The organism is Marinomonas sp. HM11-D (assembly GCF_057626615.1).
The window spans coordinates 1-19,382 of the sequence record NZ_JBMMKT010000021.1; the positions used below are offsets into that span (position 1 = coordinate 1).

At 46.8% G+C, this 19,382-nt stretch carries 17 protein-coding genes; 2 read left to right on the forward strand and 15 right to left on the reverse strand.

The features are described 5' to 3' along the window. The first annotated feature begins 494 nt into the window (after positions 1-494). Positions 495-1,760, forward strand: a complete 1,266-nt coding sequence (gene nhaD, locus ACOSVP_RS17775) for a sodium:proton antiporter NhaD (RefSeq protein ID WP_487348822.1) — start codon at positions 495-497, stop codon at positions 1,758-1,760. Positions 1,761-1,951: 191 nt separating this feature from the next. Then, positions 1,952-5,020: an ammonium transporter gene (gene amt / locus ACOSVP_RS17780; protein WP_487348823.1), complete on the forward strand. Its 3,069-nt coding sequence runs from the start codon at positions 1,952-1,954 to the stop codon at positions 5,018-5,020. Here amt and ACOSVP_RS17785 read toward each other — a convergent pair. From ACOSVP_RS17785 to ACOSVP_RS17855, 15 genes are all read right to left on the reverse strand, one after another. Next, positions 5,017-5,391, reverse strand: a complete 375-nt coding sequence (locus tag ACOSVP_RS17785; RefSeq protein ID WP_487348824.1) for a Na+/H+ antiporter subunit G — start codon at positions 5,389-5,391, stop codon at positions 5,017-5,019. The genes amt and ACOSVP_RS17785 overlap by 4 nt on opposite strands. Positions 5,392-5,405: 14 nt before the next feature. Continuing rightward, complete coding sequence (locus tag ACOSVP_RS17790; protein ID WP_055464109.1) at positions 5,406-5,675, reverse strand: K+/H+ antiporter subunit F; 270 nt, start codon at positions 5,673-5,675, stop codon at positions 5,406-5,408. Beyond that, a complete protein-coding gene (locus tag ACOSVP_RS17795; protein WP_487348825.1) occupies positions 5,669-6,154 on the reverse strand; it encodes a Na+/H+ antiporter subunit E in 486 nt (161 codons plus the stop codon). The genes ACOSVP_RS17790 and ACOSVP_RS17795 overlap by 7 nt, the downstream gene beginning before the upstream one ends. Then, positions 6,154-7,683 carry a monovalent cation/H+ antiporter subunit D gene (locus ACOSVP_RS17800; protein WP_487348826.1) on the reverse strand — a complete coding sequence of 510 codons (1,530 nt, stop codon included), beginning with the start codon at positions 7,681-7,683 and terminating at the stop codon, positions 6,154-6,156. The genes ACOSVP_RS17795 and ACOSVP_RS17800 overlap by 1 nt, the downstream gene beginning before the upstream one ends. Beyond that, on the reverse strand, positions 7,684-8,049 hold the full coding sequence (locus ACOSVP_RS17805; protein ID WP_055464112.1) for a Na+/H+ antiporter subunit C: 366 nt from the start codon (positions 8,047-8,049) through the stop codon (positions 7,684-7,686). Continuing rightward, positions 8,049-10,847: a monovalent cation/H+ antiporter subunit A gene (locus ACOSVP_RS17810; protein WP_487348827.1), complete on the reverse strand. Its 2,799-nt coding sequence runs from the start codon at positions 10,845-10,847 to the stop codon at positions 8,049-8,051. The genes ACOSVP_RS17805 and ACOSVP_RS17810 overlap by 1 nt, the downstream gene beginning before the upstream one ends. A gap of 259 nt (positions 10,848-11,106) precedes the next feature. Next, positions 11,107-12,189, reverse strand: coding sequence for a methyl-accepting chemotaxis protein (locus ACOSVP_RS17815; protein ID WP_487348828.1), 1,083 nt, complete (start codon positions 12,187-12,189; stop codon positions 11,107-11,109). Positions 12,190-12,398: 209 nt separating this feature from the next. Then, positions 12,399-13,010 (reverse strand): Yip1 family protein, encoded by a 612-nt coding sequence (locus ACOSVP_RS17820; RefSeq protein WP_487348829.1) that lies wholly within the window; start codon positions 13,008-13,010, stop codon positions 12,399-12,401. Between the two features lie 201 nt (positions 13,011-13,211). Then, positions 13,212-13,859 carry a DUF4136 domain-containing protein gene (locus ACOSVP_RS17825; protein ID WP_487348830.1) on the reverse strand — a complete coding sequence of 216 codons (648 nt, stop codon included), beginning with the start codon at positions 13,857-13,859 and terminating at the stop codon, positions 13,212-13,214. 40 nt (positions 13,860-13,899) lie between these two features. Further along, positions 13,900-15,969, reverse strand: a complete 2,070-nt coding sequence (locus tag ACOSVP_RS17830) for an FUSC family protein (RefSeq protein ID WP_487348831.1) — start codon at positions 15,967-15,969, stop codon at positions 13,900-13,902. 6 nt (positions 15,970-15,975) lie between these two features. Then, positions 15,976-16,836, reverse strand: coding sequence for an efflux RND transporter periplasmic adaptor subunit (locus ACOSVP_RS17835; protein WP_487348832.1), 861 nt, complete (start codon positions 16,834-16,836; stop codon positions 15,976-15,978). Positions 16,837-16,842: 6 nt separating this feature from the next. Beyond that, positions 16,843-17,043: a DUF1656 domain-containing protein gene (locus ACOSVP_RS17840; protein WP_487348833.1), complete on the reverse strand. Its 201-nt coding sequence runs from the start codon at positions 17,041-17,043 to the stop codon at positions 16,843-16,845. Between the two features lie 325 nt (positions 17,044-17,368). Beyond that, on the reverse strand, positions 17,369-18,187 hold the full coding sequence (locus ACOSVP_RS17845) for a DUF2971 domain-containing protein (RefSeq protein WP_487348834.1): 819 nt from the start codon (positions 18,185-18,187) through the stop codon (positions 17,369-17,371). Then, positions 18,184-18,708, reverse strand: coding sequence for a tyrosine-type recombinase/integrase (locus ACOSVP_RS17850; protein WP_487348835.1), 525 nt, complete (start codon positions 18,706-18,708; stop codon positions 18,184-18,186). Before ACOSVP_RS17850 ends, ACOSVP_RS17845 begins: the two co-directional genes overlap by 4 nt. Next, the gene (locus ACOSVP_RS17855) at positions 18,699-19,364 is read right to left on the reverse strand and encodes a hypothetical protein (RefSeq protein ID WP_487348836.1); all 666 of its coding nucleotides are present in this window, start codon (positions 19,362-19,364) and stop codon (positions 18,699-18,701) included. The genes ACOSVP_RS17850 and ACOSVP_RS17855 overlap by 10 nt, the downstream gene beginning before the upstream one ends. Between the last annotated feature and the right edge of the window lie 18 nt (positions 19,365-19,382).

The window sequence follows — 19,382 nt, forward strand, 5'->3', positions numbered from 1 at the left end:
AGCTGATGCTGTCAGGGCTTTTTTACGTCTGTCGAAAATTCTCAGCCTTGTCCCCGATATAGAAAAGGGGTCAGATCCCTGTACGCACCTCAGCTTCCAACCACTGCATACAGTTGAGGGATCTGACCCCTGAAGGGTTTCTCCCGATCAAACTATTGCTTCCCCGAGTGGGGGGCCGTACTCCGCGAGAAACCTATTATCTTCGTCAACACTGGTATCTAAAAGATGTCCACAGGATCTAAAACTTACGAATCTGATAGGTTTTTGAATCTTTTGTAACCCTATTCATTTTTTAATGTTTCATTTAAGACTTTGAATAGTTGTTTTATGTCTTTTCACGTCAATAGATTCTGCGTTATCACTCTGGTAAATAGTCTTTATGTAATTTTTTTTCACAAATGAGCAGTAAATGAGTATGTGCCTTTGAGAAAGCGGTATAAAATTCCCGAATCAAATTTTTGGGCTTTTAATTCACTTTTTTGAGGTTGTTGTAAATGTCAGATGTACTGCAAATGGTGCTCATCGGGCTCGCGGTGATCGCGTTGCTGGGTGTTGTGCTAGAAGATGTCATACATGTAAATAAGGCGAAGGTGACCTTATTTCTAGGAACTTTCTCTTGGTTCTTACTCTATGTCTTTCACTCCGAGTCTCCGAGCGAGTTACAAGCGATAGGGCATGGCTTTGAAGAAAACGTTTCCGAAATTGCCAGCCTATGGCTGTTCCTCGTAGCAGCGATGACCTTCGTAGCTTATCTCAACAAGAAGGGCATGATTGAAAACGTTATTCTGCTTTTTCTACCTAAGCAGATTAAAGAGCGCTCATTGCTGTTTTTAACCGCAATTTTCTGTTTTGTGTTCTCTTCTTTAGCTGACAACATCACAGCAACCCTTGTCTCTGTGACCTTAATCCTGTCTCTCAATTTACCCACTAAGAAAACTATTCGCTTTGCTACCTTGGTAGTGTTTGCGGTGAACTCGGGTGGGGTATCTCTAATCACCGGTGATGTGACCACCCTGATGATTTTCTTGGAAGATAAGGTCCATATTCTTGAACTGTTGATGCTTTCGCTTCCGGCATTCTCTGCCGTGATGGTATTAGCGCTGATTCTAAGCCGTGGTATGAATGACGTGGTTGAGATCAACATTCGTCATAATGAAGTACGTCTAGTGGATCTAATGATCGCGGGTGCTTTTCTATGCACGATTGTCTCGACCATTGCAGCCAACGTTCTGTTTGGTATCCCTCCGGTGCTGATGTTCTTAATGGGCATGGCCACCATGTTCTTAATCGCACGCTTCTTTAATGATGATAAAGAAGAAGAGCAATCAATCCTGGAATACATTCGCGTTATTGAGTTTGAAACCTTACTGTTCTTCTTGGGCATTCTGCTGCTAGTCGGCATGTTGAAAGAAATTGAGGTGTTGGACTCGATTGTTCGCATGTATGAAATCTTGCCGCCTTATCTTGCTAACTTCTTAATGGGCGTGTTGTCTTCCATGATTGATAACGTACCTCTGACTGCGGCCTTATTGAAAGCGGGGATCGTGATGAGTGATACGGATTGGCTGGGTTTGACCTATGCAGTAGGTGTCGGTGGTTCCCTATTAGTGATTGGTTCGGCAGCAGGCATTGTCGCCATGAGCAAGGTAGATGGCCTAACGTTTGGCTCCTATGCCCGATACAGTTTGGTTCTGCTGATTGTCTATACGCTTGGCTATATCGCCTCGATCAGTTTAGCGCAACTGGTTCTCGGCACTTAAGCAGATTTAAAAACAGGCACTTCGGTGCCTGTTTTTGTTTGTCGCCTAGTTAACGATATTGGCCTGAGTATTGTATGGAAACTGTTTATATGGACAACAAGTCCTGCTTTAGACCGAACTCACCTTTTTAGCGCATTGATAGGCTCTTCAATGGTGCATGATTAGGTTGTGTGTATCAAAATGGAGCTTATATGGTAGATGTTGTGTGGCTTTTGGTGTCGGCTACGCTGGTGTTTATGATGCAGGCAGGCTTCCTATGCTTAGAAAGTGGACGCATACGCAGTAAAAACAGCATCAATGTCGCGGCGAAAAATATCTCCGATTTCATTCTCTCCGCCGCAGTTTTTAACTTGATTGGCTTTGGCTTGATGTTTGGCGTCTCCTATCAAGGCATCTTTGGCACGTCAGATTTTCTCTTTGGTGATCAGGCTTCATTCTCGTCAATCGCTTTTTTCTTATTCCAAATGATGTTCTGTAGTACCGCGGCGACCTTGGTATCCGGTGCTGTGGCAGAACGCATGACCTTTGCTGGCTACCTAGTCATTACCATAGTGCTCAGTGCTTTGATTTATCCAATCGTCGGTCACTGGGCTTGGAATGGTGTCTATCAGAGTAATAGCCTTGGATGGTTAGAAGCCTTGGGCTTTGTTGATTTTGCTGGATCAACCATAGTGCATTCTGTTGGTGGATGGGTCGCGCTGGTGGCAATTTGGATAATTGGCCCACGTCTACGTCGTTTTGATCAAGGTATCCTATTACCGCAAGGTAGCAATCTGCCGTTGTCTGGGTTAGGGGTGTTGTTGATCTGGCTGGGCTGGATTGGCTTTAATGGTGGTAGCACTTTGAGTTTGGATCAAAGCGTACCGCACATTTTACTGAATACCTTTGTTTCTGCGATTTGGGGTGGGATTGCTTCGACCGCATTCTTCTATAGCTTGTATCGCTACATCAATGTGTCGCAGCTACTCAACGGTGTGATTGCTGGGTTGGTAGGTATCACGGCGGGTTGTCATGTGGTGTCTACTTCGGCGTCGATTTTGATTGGTTTGATCAGCGGCATTGTCACTGTGATGGGGTCTATTCTGATGGAACGCTGGCGTTTGGATGATGCCTTGGATGTGGTGCCAGCTCATCTGTTTGCTGGCATCTGGGGTACATTAGCCGTGGCTCTATTTGGTAATCTAGAAATGATTGGTACGGGCTTAAGCCGCTGGCAGCAATTGCAAGTGCAAGCTTTAGGTGTGATCAGCATCGGGGCTTACTGCTTTATGGTCTCGTTTGTTGCCTTATCTTTATTGCGTCGGGTGATGCGCTTAAGAGTGACTCAGGAGCAGGAAGAGCAGGGCCTCAATATTGCTGAGCATAGAGCCACCACCGAGCTGATCGACTTGTTGAATTCGATGCATTACCAAGAAGACCAAGCCGACTTTTCCAAGCATGTACCGGAAGAACCTTTTACAGAAGTGGGACAGATCGCCAAGCAGTACAATCAGGTGATTGATCGCGTACAGCAAGAAATCTCCGAGCGTGATCAGGCCTTGTATTGGTTTAAAGAAAGTGAGATGCGCAAATCGGCGATCTTGGATTCCTCCATGGATTGCATTGTCACCATTGATGGCGAGGGGAAAATTATTGAATACAACCCAGCGGCTGAGCGCACTTTTGGCGTCTTGAAGCGTCAGGTAAAAGGTAAAAGCTTCATCACCACCTTTGTACCCGAGAAAGATCGCGAGAGTATTTTAAGTAGCTTAGAAACCGGCTTTTCCAGCTCGGGAGGCTGGCTGATCAACCGCCGTAATCATTTCCAATTACAGCGCGGCGACAATGAGCTGTTCCCTGTTGAAATTGCTATTACCAAAGCGATCAACGATCAGGGTTCCTTCCAAGAATTCACCCTGCATATACGAGATGTGACACGTCATGTGAAGTTACAGCAGCGTCTACGTTTCCTAGCTTACAGTGATCCATTGACTAGCCTGTTTAATCGGACCTATATGACCGAGCGTCTAGAGCATGCTCTGCAACAAGCACAAGATACTCATCAAGCGGTGGCGTTACTGTTTTTAGACTTAGATAAGTTCAAAATCATTAACGATACCCTAGGTCATAAAGCAGGAGATGAGTTGCTTTGTGAGGTGTCTGAGCGCCTGACTAAGGTGGTATTAGAGTCCGATATTATTGCTCGTTGGGGCGGTGATGAGTTTTTAATCATGCTAACGGAAGGGGTGTCTTCAACCCGAGCTGAGCAGTTGGCCAACAGTATTCTGCAACAGATGCGAGAGCCGGTTTTATTGGCTGGTAAGCCAGTCAAAGTGGGTACTAGTATCGGCATTGCCATGACCGAGCACCTATATGATGTGGAGCAGCTGATTCAGCAGGCGGATATGGCCATGTATTGGGCCAAGCAAAATGGCCGAGATAATGCCAAATTCTTTGAACCTCATATGGCCAATGAAGTGACGAGTCGCTTCCAGTATGAGCAAGAGATCAAAGATGCGCTCGATCAGCAGCAATTTCATTTGCTGTATCAACCACAAGTCGACACCTTGTCACAGTCTGTGGTGGGTTTTGAGGCCTTGATTCGTTGGTCTCACCCAGACAAGGGCATGGTGTCTCCTGCAGAGTTTATTCCCATTGCAGAAGAGTCCAACCTAATCTGTCGTATCGGCGATTGGGTGCTAGAGCACAGCATTGCCACCTTGAGTGAATGGTTGCGAAGCGGTGCTCAGGTGTTACCGATCGCAGTGAATATTTCGGGACGACATTTTGTTGCGGAGGGATTTATTGAAACGATTGAGTCCCTGCTAAAGCAATATCAAGTGGATGGCCATCTACTCAAAATTGAAATTACCGAAGGCGTGTTTATTCATGATATGAGTCAGTGTATTGAGATCATGGGCGCGTTAAAAACCATGGGTGTCGAAATCTCAGTGGATGATTTCGGTACCGGCTATTCGTCATTGCACTACTTAAAAGAGCTACCATTGGATATCTTGAAAATCGACAAGTCGTTTGTCTGCGAAATTGGTGATCGTGCGGAAGGGGATAAGATTTGTGAAGCCATCATCCAGTTGGCTCAAAATCTGGATTTGAAGGTGATTGCTGAAGGGGTAGAAACCCTGGAACAGGCTAATGTGTTGAATCAACTAGGCTGTCATCTGCATCAGGGGTATTACTATGATCGTCCTCTGTCAGAAGCGGCTGCGCTTAAGCTGTTGCAGCAGGAGCAGCACACTTCTGATGACGCTAAAGCGCTTTAGTTATCTTCTTTCGCATCCGCGGCTTTACGCTGGCGAATGTTGTTCAACAAAGATTGCCCAGAGGTATGCGGAATCGCAGGGTTGGCGCGGTGTAGAGCCGTTTTAGCAATCATATTAGCAGCGACAGGGGCTGTGATCAGTAAGAACAAAGTAATCAGGAGCTCGGATACAGAGAAGCTTCCTTGATTAATAGTTTGATAGATCATTGAGGCTAACAACACTCCGGTAATGCCAAGTGTTGTCGCCTTAGTCGGCCCGTGCAGACGAGTAAAGACGTCCGGTAAACGAGCCAGACCAATTGATCCTATCAACAAAAACACACCACCAATCACCAGCAATACGCAGATCAGTAATTCGGTATAAAACGACATAAATGACTCTCCTATTACTCGATGATATCGCCGCGAAGCAAGTACTTACACAAAGCCGAAGTGCTGACAAAACCCAGCATGGCGATCAGTAGCGCGGCTTCAAAGTACAAGCTGGTTTCCATATAAATGCCATACAGCATCAGCAACGCAATGGCATTAATGTACATGGTATCCAACGCCATAATGCGGTCCGACACATGCGGCCCCACCAGTAAACGCCACAGGTTTAAGAACAAAGCGATACAAATACAAATGGTGACGAAGAATAACGCCCAGCTTAGCATCCTAGGATCTCCTTAATCGGGCGCTCGTAGCGCTGTTTAATGTCATCGATAAGGGCTTGTTCATTATCCAAATGCAAGGCGTGAACATAGAGCCATTGCTTATCTTCTGATACTTCAACACTGACAGTACCAGGTGTTAACGATACGGTGCTGGCCAACACAGTAATGCCCACATCAGAGGTTACATCTAAAGGAATGGCAACAAATCCGGGTTTCAGCTTACGCACTGGGCCCAGTACCAAGATGGCGACTTGGATGTTGGCGATCAAGATGTCTTTTAAGACCAAAAAGAAATAGCGCAACGCTAACCAAGGGCGGTGGATTTTGGGCTGCTCGTTACGCATCCCGTTGACCAGTAGCGGAATGCTAATGGCAAAAAACAGCGCCAACACTATGTGTCCTGGGCTGATGGAGTTGTTCATCAATAACCAGATGACGAACAACAGCAGACTGTGGAACGGCATAGGTAAAAATCGCATTAGAAGCCTCCGTCAGCCAATGGGCTAGTTAACAGTGCCTCAACTGATAAGCGAGGGTCGTGAAGGAAAGCCGCAGCTTCATTAGCCAGCTCCGACAGTGGGCCGCCAAACAGGGCCAGTAACGGCGATGCGCCCAGTAATAAAACAATACCGAGCCACTCGCCAAGGTGCATGGTTTGGCTTTCTTCCGTTTGCTGTTTGTTGGAAGAGTGACGCCAGAACAGCGTTGTACCAGCACGCGATAGGGCGATTAGGGCACCTAGACTGCTAAGTAGCACAATTGGCCAGACCCAAAGCTGTTCCGCGACGGAGTGTGCGGCTTGCAGAATCATGATCTTGCCTAGGAAACCAGACAGTGGTGGCATGCCAATCACGGCAATGGCGGCTATGGCAAAACAAATGCCGAGGAAAATCGGATTATCCATGGCTTTGGAAATCACAAGGCGATCTTCGGCTTTGCCGCGCTGGCGTGCAATCATATCCGCTAGCAAGAACATACCGCCCGCTACTAGTGTACTGTGAACCATGTAGTACAAGGCCGCACTAGTAGAGGCTTCAGTACCGATCGCGGCACAGACCATCAGCGTACCGGCAGACAGCACCACAAGGTTTGCAGTAAGTAGTTTCAAACTTGGGCTTGCCAGTGTACCTATGGTACCCACGACAATTGTTAGCAGTGCCAAAGGCCACAACCAAGATTGAGCAATATTGGCTAGTTCCCCAGCGTCATCGCCGAACACCACGCCATGGATACGTAAAATGCTGTAGATACCGACCTTTGTCATGACAGCAAAGATCGCCGCCACCGGAGCACTGGCGCTGGAGTAAGTTTTCGGTAGCCAAAAATGCAGCGGTAACATGGCAGATTTCATGCCGAAGACGACCAATAATAACAGGGCACCGATTTTGGCTAAGATCGCCACACTGCCTTCAAGTTCACCAACTTTCTGTGCCATATCGGCGATGTTCAAGGTACCTAAGGTACCGTACATAATGCCTAAACCAAATAGAAAGACGCTGGAGCCTGCAAGGTTCAGAATCACGTAGTGCGTCGTGGCTTGGGTTTTATGCTTACCACCGCCATGGATCAACAGGGCGTAAGAAGCGATCAACAAGATCTCGAAGAAGACAAACAGGTTAAAGATATCGCCGGTTAGAAAAGCGCCGTTGATACCCATCACTTGGAACATAAACAATGGGTAGAAGTAACCGCCGGTACGATCGTGATAGCCGGTGGCGTAACACAAGGCACCAAAGGCTAAAAAGTTCGTCACGCACACCATCACGGTCGACATAGGGTCGGCCACTAACACAATGCCAAATGGTGGACGCCAGTCACCCAAAATGTACTGAGTCACGCCCTCTAAATGCACAGAAGCAACCAAGGTAAAACCTACAATCACTTGTAGCAGCATCGACAGCACCGAAAACACACGCTGGCGCTTTAGGGTTTTTGATATCGGCGGCAGCAGTAGTAGCGCACCGGTAAACAGCGGCAACAGAATCGGTAAAATACTTAGGTGTTGCATTTAGCGCTGTCCTCCAGACTTCTGACGAGCTTGTTCCTTGGTTTGTGGGATACGACCATCCACATGATCGTTGCCCAAGTCCGCGCGGGCACGCATGGCCAAGATCACGGCAAAAGCGGTCATGGCAAAGCCGATAACTATCGCTGTTAACACCAAGGCTTGAGGCAGTGGGTCACCGTATTCTTCTGACATGCCCAGAACCGCCGCGCCGTCCAATTTCAGACGACCGCTCGCGAATAAGAACAAGTTGACGGCATAAGATAGCAAGGTTAAACCCACTACCACGGAAAAGGTTCGGCCACGTAGGGTTAAGAAAATCCCGCAGGCGGTCATCAAGCCTACGCAAAAAGCATAGATACCTTCCATTATGCTTCCTCCTCGAATACAGCACGCTCACTGGTGGTCAACTGACCTAGGTTGGCCAAGATCAACATGGTTGCCCCCACCACAGTTAGATAAACACCCAAATCGAACAGCATGGCGCTGGCCAGCTCAAACTTGCCGATCACAGGTAAATAGAAATAGTCGAACCAAGAGGTTAAGAACGGACGACCGAAGAACCAACTACCAAGTCCTGTCAGAGCGGCAATACCGATACCTGAGCCGATCATGATTTGGTAATCCAGTTTCAAACGATCCTTGATCCAATCGACACCGTGGGCCACATATTGTTGAATGATGGCCACCGAAGTGATTAAGCCAGCGATAAAACCACCGCCAGGCATATTATGGCCACGAAGGAAAATGTACGCCGATACCAATAGGGCAAGTGGTAGTAGGCTTTGAGACACGACCGACAGCATCAATGGATGACGATCGCTGGACCACGGGCGGCCTTGCTCGTTACTTGATGGCATGTACAAACGCATACGGGCGATCAATTTAAAGATACCGAGCGCGGCAATACCCAATACGGTGATTTCGCCTAGGGTATCGAAGCCACGGAAGTCCACCAAGATGACGTTGACCACGTTGGTACCGCCGCCGCCAGTCTTACTGTTTTCAGTGAAGAAGGTGGAAATGGTATCCAATGGGCGGGTCATCAAGGCATAAATCACGGTGCCAACAATACCGCCGATCATGGCAGAAATCCCCAAGTCACGTACCACACGGCGTGGGCTCGACTCTTTCGGGGTTTTCTGTGGTAAGAAGAACAGCGCCAGCATAAGCAAGATGATCGTCACGACCTCTACCGATAGCTGAGTTAAGGCTAAGTCAGGTGCCGAGAAACGTGCGAACGCTAGGGTTACGATCAGGCCAACGACTGAAAGCGTTAGCAAGGCCACCATACGACGACGGTGCCAGACTACGGTAGCTAATGAGGCAATCGACAGCAACACCGCACCGGTAATAGACAGAGCGTCCAATGGGATCTCTGGACGACGACCAGCAGTCGTGTCTAGATCCAGTAGCGGATAGGCACTGACAACAATGGTAAACATGAACAAGAAGTACATGTAACGCTGTAGCGAGCCGTTTTCAAAGAAGCCAATAAACCAGGTTGCCTTAGCCACTAATTGCTGAATGGCACGTTCAAATAACACTTTAGGGTCATTGGTGGGGAATTGGGCTTGGAATTTAAACAAGTGCTGGCGGTTGTAGTACACCATTAAGCCGCCCACCAAGGCGATGGCACTCATCAATAGCGGAATATTGAAACCGTGCCAAATCGCCAGACTGTACTCTGGCACAGGGGCATTCAAGGCTGAGAACGATGCGCTGTGCAACAGATCGCCGACGATCCAACCTGGGAAAATACCCACCAGCAAACATAGCGCCACTAGGATCTCCACCGGTACACGCATGTAACGTGGTGGCTCGTGTGGCGTTTTGGGTAGGTTAATAGGCTCACCGTTAAAGAACACATCGTGTACAAAGCGCGTCGAGTAAGCCACCGATAAAACGCCACCTAAGGTCGCCATCACAGGCACCATCCAAGACAGCGAACCTAGGGAGTCTTGGTGTAGGGTTTCGTTAAAGAACATTTCCTTCGATAAGAAACCGTTTAACAGTGGTACACCGGCCATCGCTGAAGACGCCACCATGGCTAGGGTTGCCGTGTAAGGCATGTACTTCCATAGACCGTTAAGTTGGCGCATATCGCGAGAGCCCGACTCGTGGTCGATAATCCCCGCCGCCATAAACAATGACGCTTTAAAAGTCGCGTGGTTAATAATGTGGAAAATCGCCGCCACCAACGCCAAGTCAGAGCCCATACCCAATAGCAAGGTAATCAGACCTAGGTGACTGATGGTTGAGTTGGCAAGTAGTCCTTTAAGGTCGTGTTGGAACAGAGCTAGGTAACCGCCCAGCAAGAAGGTCGCTAAACCTGTCATGCTGACCAGCAAGAACCATAAGTCCGTCCCTGCTAGAGACGGGTAGAAACGCGCCATTAAGAAAATGCCGGCTTTCACCATGGTTGCAGAGTGTAGGTAAGCACTCACAGGCGTTGGTGCCGCCATGGCATTAGGCAGCCAAAAATGGAACGGGAACTGCGCTGACTTAGTAAAAGCACCGATCAAAATCAGTACCGTAATAATCGGGTAAGCGCTGTGAGCACGGATCAAATCACCGCTATCAAGTACCGTTTGTAGGTCAAAACTACCGACCACATTCCCCAGCATCAATAGACCAGCGAGTAGAAATAGGCCACCGGCACCCGTAATGGTCAGCGCCATGCGGGCACCCTTACGGGCCTCGCTTTTGCTGCTCCAGAAGCTAATCAAGAGGAAAGAGCTGATGCTGGTTAGCTCCCAAAATACCCAAATCTGAATCAGGTTATCGGACATCACCACGCCGAGCATGGCGAACATAAACAGAATCAGATAACAGAAGAATTTGCCGATATTGTCATGGCTAGACAGGTAATAGCGGGCATAGAGGATGACCAAGAGGCCGATGCCCAATATGAGAATACTGAATAATAAGGTTAAGCCATCGAGACGAAAGGCGAGATTGAGCCCTAAGCTTGGCACCCAAGCCAGCGAGGTTTGAAAGCGCTGGCCGTCTAACACGGCAGGGGCGAGCTGTAAGATTAAGAACAACGCGATAGCAGGCAAAGCAGCGGTTAAAAACGCACATGCGGTTCGGCTATAACGAGTACTACACAAGGGAACTAAGGTGCCCAGTAATACCAATAGGGGAATGCACAGTAGAGTATTCAACGGATCTGCTCCTTCATAGCATTTTTAACGGGATAGCCTAGGTTCAATAGCATACCAACCGTTTCCATTTTTTAAGCAATCACCTGCGACAAAGTGCTGCTTTTTGACTGTAATTCGTAAGGATAGCGTGATGAGCGCATATTTTCTTTAAAATTTGGTAGTAAAAAAGTAACAAAAATAATGTGTTGCATCGAAACTCAAAAAAAAACGCTGAGGGTAAGTCAGCGTTTTTTAATAGACCAGCGTTTGTTCTTTAAGTTCAGCTGGATTTGATCTCTTCCAGAAGCGACTCGATGTTCACCACCACTTGTAAGCTGGCCGTTTCCATCTTATCCAAATGGCTTAGCATATCTCTCTGATTCATTGCTTGCGCGGCTTTCACCGCAGCACGGCCTGCTTCATGTACGGCTTTGTGTGGCGCTTCAATGGCTTTGAAATTACGCGAGTACTGGTAATGTTTTGAACCGTAACCTTGGTAGTACCATTTACCTAGACGACACTCAGTATGAGCATTTACTTCCGAATTGAAGTCGCGCTTATCAATACGGCGGTAAACTTCGTTTTTCCATACCGCATGGTCTAGCTTCACGGTATCCAAGAAGGATTGGGTGGCCGCCAGCTTGATGGCGGCTTGCATGCTCTGAGAGGTAACGATGACGTTTTCGACAATGCTATCAATCTGGCTGGCAGAGGTTGCTACGTCTTCAGCACTGGTTTGGTTCTTGTCCACCATGTCTTTGATGGCATGAGTTTGATCCAATACTTTGCGGACCAGTTCTTCTACCTGTTCACTGGCCGAGTGCGTTTTGCTGGCTAGGTTACGAACTTCATCGGCTACCACGGCAAAACCACGACCAGCTTCCCCAGCGCGAGCCGCTTCGATGGCAGCGTTCAGTGCTAATAAGTTCGTTTGATCAGAGATTTCCTGAATGCTTGAAACCAGTTTGCTAATGCCGCTGGCAGTGTTATCTAGGATCTGCGCTGCTTCCATACTAGAACTGGCTTGCTCATTAATAATGGTCGCACGCTGATTTAAACGTTGTAGCGCTGAGCGTGTCTCACTGAATAATGTATCGACTTCTTTTAACTGCTCACGCTTATCGATCAAGGATTCAGCGTTGTCTGCCAAACCGTGACGAATGGAGTTCAGCATATCGCCACCGCGCAATTGGTAACTTAGCAGTTCTGTACAGCTGTCATCAGTTTGCGTCTGCTGAGCGTCAGCTCTGGCTTCAGCCAGCTGTGATTCAAGAATAGCCACGCGTTGCTGGTATTGATCGCGTTCTTGCTGTAACTGCTGTTCAAGTTCGCTGATACGATTTTTATTAGAAGAAAAGAACATTAATCGGGCTCCCGCCAGTGCTATTAGGATTGGGGCAGATAATACAGATGAAAGTTATACAGCTATTGTGTGCCTACTAGGTTAAGGATAAAAGTTATTTATTTCGTAACAGTAGGAAATTTGTAAAAAGAATGTTCAAGCAATAAAAAGCCTGCTCCAAGTCAATCGCTCAGGGCAGGCTTTTGGGGTTTGGCTATAGGGAGATATGATTAGCCAAAGAACGCCCACAGTGGGCTGTGCTCAGAGCCCATGCTCCAAAGCAATACCACCACTGCGAGTAAGAACTCAAGAATCAGTACACCAATGCCTAGTGTACCCGTGGATAAGATAAAACCTTCTTTATGACTGATGCCTAGGAAACGTGGTGTGCCCTTGTAAAGTAGGTAAGCGGAATACACCACCCCGATACAAACGGCTAACATACATAACCAAGCAATTGGGTAAATGGCAAATAGGCCACTTAAAAACATGGGTGTTGCAATATACCCAGCAAAGATAATGCTTTCTGAGCGGCTCGGACGGTGTGAATATTGTCGCGAAAGTGCGTGAATTGCCGAACCCACGCCTGCAACAGCCAGCAGAATCAATGCATAGAACAATACACCTAAGCCAAGCGCAGTCATGACACTAAGTTTTATTCCTTCTTCTCCATTTAGTGTCCAACCTACTTGAGTGGTACCAATAAAACTACTCACAACAGGAATCGCCGCCAAGATCAATACGTGGTGCGCGTACATGTGGCTAACCGATTCATGCTCCTTATTGATTTCACGCCATTCTCGATCAGGATGGTGTAGTAATCCCCATACATGATTAATCATGCTGTCCTCCTCGCTTCCGACATCTGAATTAAGGTTTATGTGAATGTTTTGATGAGCATCAAAACGATCCTCATAAGGTTCATTATAGATGGGTACGAGAAAGTGGAACGCTTAGATGATAACGTTTTTTTATATGAGTCGAGGCTTTTAGAGGGATGTGTTCTATAAAGAGTCTGGCGAAAACCAGACTCTTCTGCTTGTCTAAGCATCATCAGTACATTGGTAGTCTTCTGGCATTTCAATGCGATAGGGTTGATCTTGCGGTTGTTGAACGTCCAGATTGCGAATCGAGCGTTCGATTAGAAATTCATAAAGCTTCCAACGTGAGCAGCTAGGGTGCTCGACCGAGCTGCGACTGTGTAATACGACTTTACCATTCGCAGCACTCACTAATTCCAACTCTAAGACGGCTTCTAGCACTGAGGTCTTGATGGTTTCATAACCCACTAAATAGGGCATGATATGAAAGTCCTCCTCGCAATAACGGCGCCCGTCTTTATTTCTATGACAAAAGGTGCCGTGACTAAAACGACGGTCTTCATAAACCGGTTGCTGCTGTTCTCGTACCTGAGCTTGGCTGCTGAGGTTATAACGGGCAATCAAATCAGGGGAGCGTAATTGCGCGCCGACATAGAAATAACCCTTACTTTTAAAAGCTTGCACCACCTGATCTAGATAGCGTTTATGGGTGAGTGCATCACCAGAGCTCTGGGCTTCAACCAAAATGCGTGATTCAGGCGTGATTTGAGCCTCTGGGTCTACATTACTGACTTGGTGTCCCATCATCACCACGTTGGACGAACAGCCCGTCACCAGCAGTAATAGCAGGGCATAAAACAAGGGCTTCATAAGGCTCTCCTGTCGAGGAATCGGTTAATAAAAAGACTGGCTAGGCAGCTACTGGTGTTTGACTGCGTTCCACGGCAATAGTTGTGGCGTAGCGATTGAGAGACATGGAAATACGCTCAACACTGCCGAGAATCAGTTCCATGTCCTCTTCCGATAGGGCGTGCTTAGGTATCTGGTTGAGAAAGTGCTGCGCCGCTTGGTTGAATACCGCGGGGCTTTTACCGTAATAGCAGTTCAAGAAAGCGTCGGCTAAGGCTCGTTGCAAAACATCTAGCTCTGCATCGAGCGCTCGACCATAGCGGATTTGAATTAGGCTACGTAAATGCAGCGAGACATGGCCTAAATTAAGTGCTGTTAAGGCTAAATCAATCAGGTTACGGCTGCTGGTCATGCCTTTTTCATAAGTTGCGATACGTAACAAGCGATCGCCCATGCGCGCGTTAAACCACATGTCCGCACGGGGATGATGAGCCAGCGCCAGTAAATCCCGGTAAGTGTTTTTCATTAACCGCTGCATCATCAGATTTAGACTTGGCCCGGTGATCAATTTAAACAGCCAATATAAAACGCTGACGCCAACGAAAATCGCCAAGGCATTACTCACAGTGCCATCAATTTGAAATGACTGCACCATACCGGGGCTCGGGGCGACAAAGATGGTAAAAGGGATCGAAAGCCCCAAGCCATAGGGCAAGGTAGCACGATCTGCTAGGCACAGCAGACCGACAAAATAGGGCCCCGCTAACACCAGCACCAATAACTCATAATCACCGCTGCTTTGTGCCAGTAACGGTAAGGCGTAAAGCACGGTTAGCAGCAAGGCGACCACTACCCCCACTAAAATACGGCGCAGGACCACGGTTAAAATCATCATCGGCAAACGCGCCATCATGATCGAGAACACCACCGGCAAGATCATAATCATCACCACCGCATTCGATCCGGTGCCGAGCCATAGGGTGGCGCCGACCAGAAACATCAGTGCACTGCGTAGCCCTGTTGTGAGGCCAACCAAAGGATCGTGATGGGGCTTGATACGTGGCGCATTAAGCTTCGGCTGCCGTTCGCTGGTTAGCGCATCGTAGCACTTTAAAATCACGATCAGCTCGGCACTCAGATCAAAGGCAATCTTAAAGAGGCGTCGTCCAAGCGGTGATTCATCCACTGATTCATGGGCGTATTGGCTTTGGCGACGGCGCAGCTCTTGGGTTAGCTGATGGCTTTCGGCAAAGGTCGTGGCGCTGGCGATGGCATGGAAAGAGTGAAACATATCGTCAATCATGGCGCCCATGCGGTCTGAAATCAGCTCAGCATGATTACGGCGTAAGCGACCGAAGATTTGTATCAAGGCCAACAGCGAGAGAATCTTATTCGATAAGAGATTCGAGGCTCGACTGCGTCCTGGGCCATGAGGGCCTTCAAAGGTCACTGCCGTGGAGTCATCGTTTAAGGCAGTGAGCGATTCTAAAATATTATCGATGGCTTGGTGACGGCTGGCGTGGGAACCCTTGGGATCCAGCTCAATGGCCAAGTAATCCAAGGTCTGATTGATGGTATGTCGTGCATTGGCGCGCAGAACCGTGCTGACTTTCACCGGCCAAATTAAGGTGCTGACCAGTGCCGCGCAAACCACACCAACGATGATCTCGCTGACCCGAGCTTGGGCAATATCAAAAATGGTGGCGCTGCTGGCCTGCGCCGGTTGTACCATCACCAGCAAGACCACGAGGCTGGCGGTCATGCCCGCCATGGCAAAGGCATAGATCAAATTGACGCGTCGTACCAGCGCAGACAAACCGGAGTTCAGACCGAGCCATAGGGCTAAACTCGCCATGGCCAGAACGGGCTCACCCGAAAAATACTCTAAAATCACAATACCAATAGCACCGCCGATTAGGGTACCGAGTATTTGGTAAATGCCTTTTTCAATCACCAGACCGCTTTCAGGGCGCATCTGCAAAAAGATCGCGCCAACCAAGGCCCAGTTCGGGCGCTCCAAATGAAAGAACATCGCCACATAAAGTGCCAACGCCATGGCCAGCACGCCCTTGATCGCGAACTTAATGGCATCGTTCTCAGGGAATAGGAGACTCTTTACTAGCGGATGCATCGGGTGTTACTCGCTGTCTAAACGAATCGACACCGTCATACCGGCGCTCAGTTGTACACCGTCAAACGGATCCAATTGAATATCCACCGGAATACGTTGGGCTAAACGCACCCAGTTAAAGGTCTGCTGCACCTGCGGCAGCAACTGGCTGTTGCTATTGGTATTGGAATCGGCAATGGCTTTACCAATACTGGTCACTGTGCCGGTCAGCGGTTGATTACCGTTCATGAGGGTAATTTTGGCCGCTTGGCCTTCGTGAATCAGCTGCAGCTTGGTTTCTTCAAAATAGCCCGTGACATAGAGAGTATCTTTCTGCACTAGAGACAATACCGGTGTGCCGCGAGTGACGAAGTTACCTTGGCGCAGATTTAAGTTAACGATATAGCCATCTTGTGGCGCACGAATCACCGAGCGCTCCACATCCAGTTGCGCCGCTTGGAGTTCTGCTTGGCTAAGCTTCAGCGTCGCTTCGGCACGTTTCACTTGGATACGGGCGCTTTCCACGGTTTCATCAGACACCAGCTGGCCTTTTTTACTGAGCTCTTGGCGACGCTGGTATTGATGCTGTGCTAGTTCCAGGGCGTATTGATTGCTTTCTACTTGAGCGGCTAATTGCGCTACCTGAGTTTGTGCGCGGGCATCGTCTACCTTGAGAATCACATCGCCTTTGCTGACCGCTTGATTGTCTTTGACATGCAGGTCCGTGACCCAGCCGGAGACATCTGGGGCAATGGTAATCACATGGGCGCGCACCCGACCATCGCGGGTCCAAGGGGAGTATAAATAATGCTGCCAAATCCAATGACCTGCCAAAATCGCCACCATGACAACCACGACCGTAAGGGAGATGCGTAAGGTATTGTTCATATCGGTTTAGCTCCCAAGCAAATAAACCACCAGCGCCAGATAGCAGACATACAAGCCTACCTCGAACCAAGCCACACGCCAGATTTTTAGATAAAGACCGGTTTTATAAAGGAAAAAACGCGTGATCCAAGACAGGATAAACGCCAGCGGGGCAAACAAGACGAGTGGGCTAAACAACAAACCACCCAATGCTAATTCTTGAAACATAGTGTCATCGTTCCCCTGTGATTGACCGTTGCCTTGAGAAGGATAGCCAGCTTCCATGGGCTAGCATCAAGGCATCTAGAATAGCTAAAGCATACCTCAGTATAAAACAAGAAATAGGACAAAAGGTTACAGATTTCAGGGAAGCTGACGGTAGGGCGGTGGTAAATCACAGGCACAAAAAAGGCCGCTTATTGCTAAGCGGCCTTTTTTTGACGTCTAGTAGAGGTGGGGGAGTCGAATCCTATTAAAAAGTATACTAGAAACAATAAGTTGTTGATATGTATGCTATCTATTGCTGTTTTTTATACAGTATTTTGTTTGCTATTCAGATATTTGGTGTGTCGTCTGTGTGTCGTAGGTCGATTTCTTCATAGTAGAAATCAAATGTTTTTTCACAGGGGAATGCTCTATGTAGAGTTGTATTCGGAGCGTTATTATTAATCCAATGGGTTACTCTTTTCTCTAAAACTTCCGAGGCTTTAATTCCGAGGACTATGCTACAAAGGTACTCTTCACTTAACAAACTACCAAATATTGTTAAACCACTTACATCGATGCCAAGGATATCTAAGTTTTTGAACGGGTAAATTATTCTATATTCACTTTCATATTTCCATATGTCATCTTTTGTAAAGTAAAGTTTATTAATTAAAGATCTGCTATTTATTTTCTTTTTATTTCCAAGTATTTGAACTGGTCTTTTTTTTCTGTATTTTACGAAGCCGATTAGGTTGGCAGAATTTTTATCCTCTTTAAATTGTTCGCTTAATATATGTGGCCCTAGACCGTCTAGGTCAATCTCTATCATAAATCCAGAATGATTTTTACTGTAGTGAGCCCACATAGCTCTATTTTTACTATTGTTTGTTAGAGATAAGACTCCAAAATCATTTTTCTTATCTGTTTTTACCTCTGATATTACATTTTTAAGAATGAGAGCCTTTTCTTCCGTGTTTAATTTCATTGGGAAGTCATTCTCCATCAAATCCTCTATGTTTTTTATGGTTTTTATATCTAGCTCTTTGGCTATGTTTTGTTCGAAAGGATCGTTTAGTAACTCTGTTTGAGAGAAACGTAGGGATATGTTTTTTTCTTTAAAAATGTAGTCGAATGCTTCTGGTGGGTAATATTTAAAAATTTTCATTTATCATTTCCTTTTGATAAGGGATTTAGTCTTGTTGCTTCTTCTAAGTAATCAGGCGCTAGGTGTGCGTAGCGCATGGTCATTTTTATATCTGTGTGGCCTAGTATTTTTTGCAGGGTGAGTATGTTACCGCCGTTCATTATGAAATGACTCGAGAATGTGTAGCGTAGTACGTGGCTGGCTTGGCCTGCGGGTAGTTCGATAGTTGTTCGTTTTAATGCTCGGCGGAATGAAGATATTGCGCTGGTAAATAATTGGCTTCCTCGAGTGCGTTTACCATCTTTCAAGAAATGTCCATGCAACTCGTACCAAGTCTCGATCCGCTCTGATAACTTGCGGCTGTCCTTTGGTTTTTCTAACCAAGGTTTATCATTTTCTTGGGTTTCATGTTGAGCGATGGTGTAACGCATAAAGCGCTCACACTCGTCTTTAGTTGGGAATGTCTTGCGATATGAATGGCTACCACGTCCAGAGACGCGGAAGCGGACTTCGTAGCTATTGGTAACTTTTTTTATCCCCATGACTCAATAACCTTGATACTTTCTGCTGCGGATATTGTGTGCTTGGATACTATATCTGAGTTTGTTTCAAATGGTCTTAATTTGACGTCAAAGTATTTTGTTCGGGGTTTTTTTAATGCGTCTTTATATATGAGCATTATTTTAATATTTTGACTGATAGTGTCATTTTCGATTTGTATATTATGGAACTGACTATCTCCCATTTTTATTAAAGGGGAAACTTGATATATTGATGATACTGAATCGTTAGAGGTATACACTGTTATATTTACATCTGACGCATCAGCAAAGAAGTTACTTATTTTTAAACTTATTGTGTTTGTTTTATAGGCGCAGTCTGGGTTAGGTGAGTGCACTTCAGTTTTTGTGTAACGCAGAGTCTCTATTCTTAAATCAGGTAGAGAAAGTGATATTTTTTCTTTTTCATCTTGCTTCTTTTGGTCTCTAATCTCTTTCATTTCTACTTCATGTCTAAAGTGCTGTACGATTAGAAATAAAAATGCAAGAGGTGAAAAAACTCCACCTAAAAATGAGCCTAAGTCTGCTAAACTCAAATCATGATAGCTTTCGATTTTATGACCAAACTTATCGTAAATAACAGATATGTAAAAGCCAACTGGTATGCCTAAAAGTATCGTGGGTACATCTTTAATCATGAGTCCATTCCTTGTATT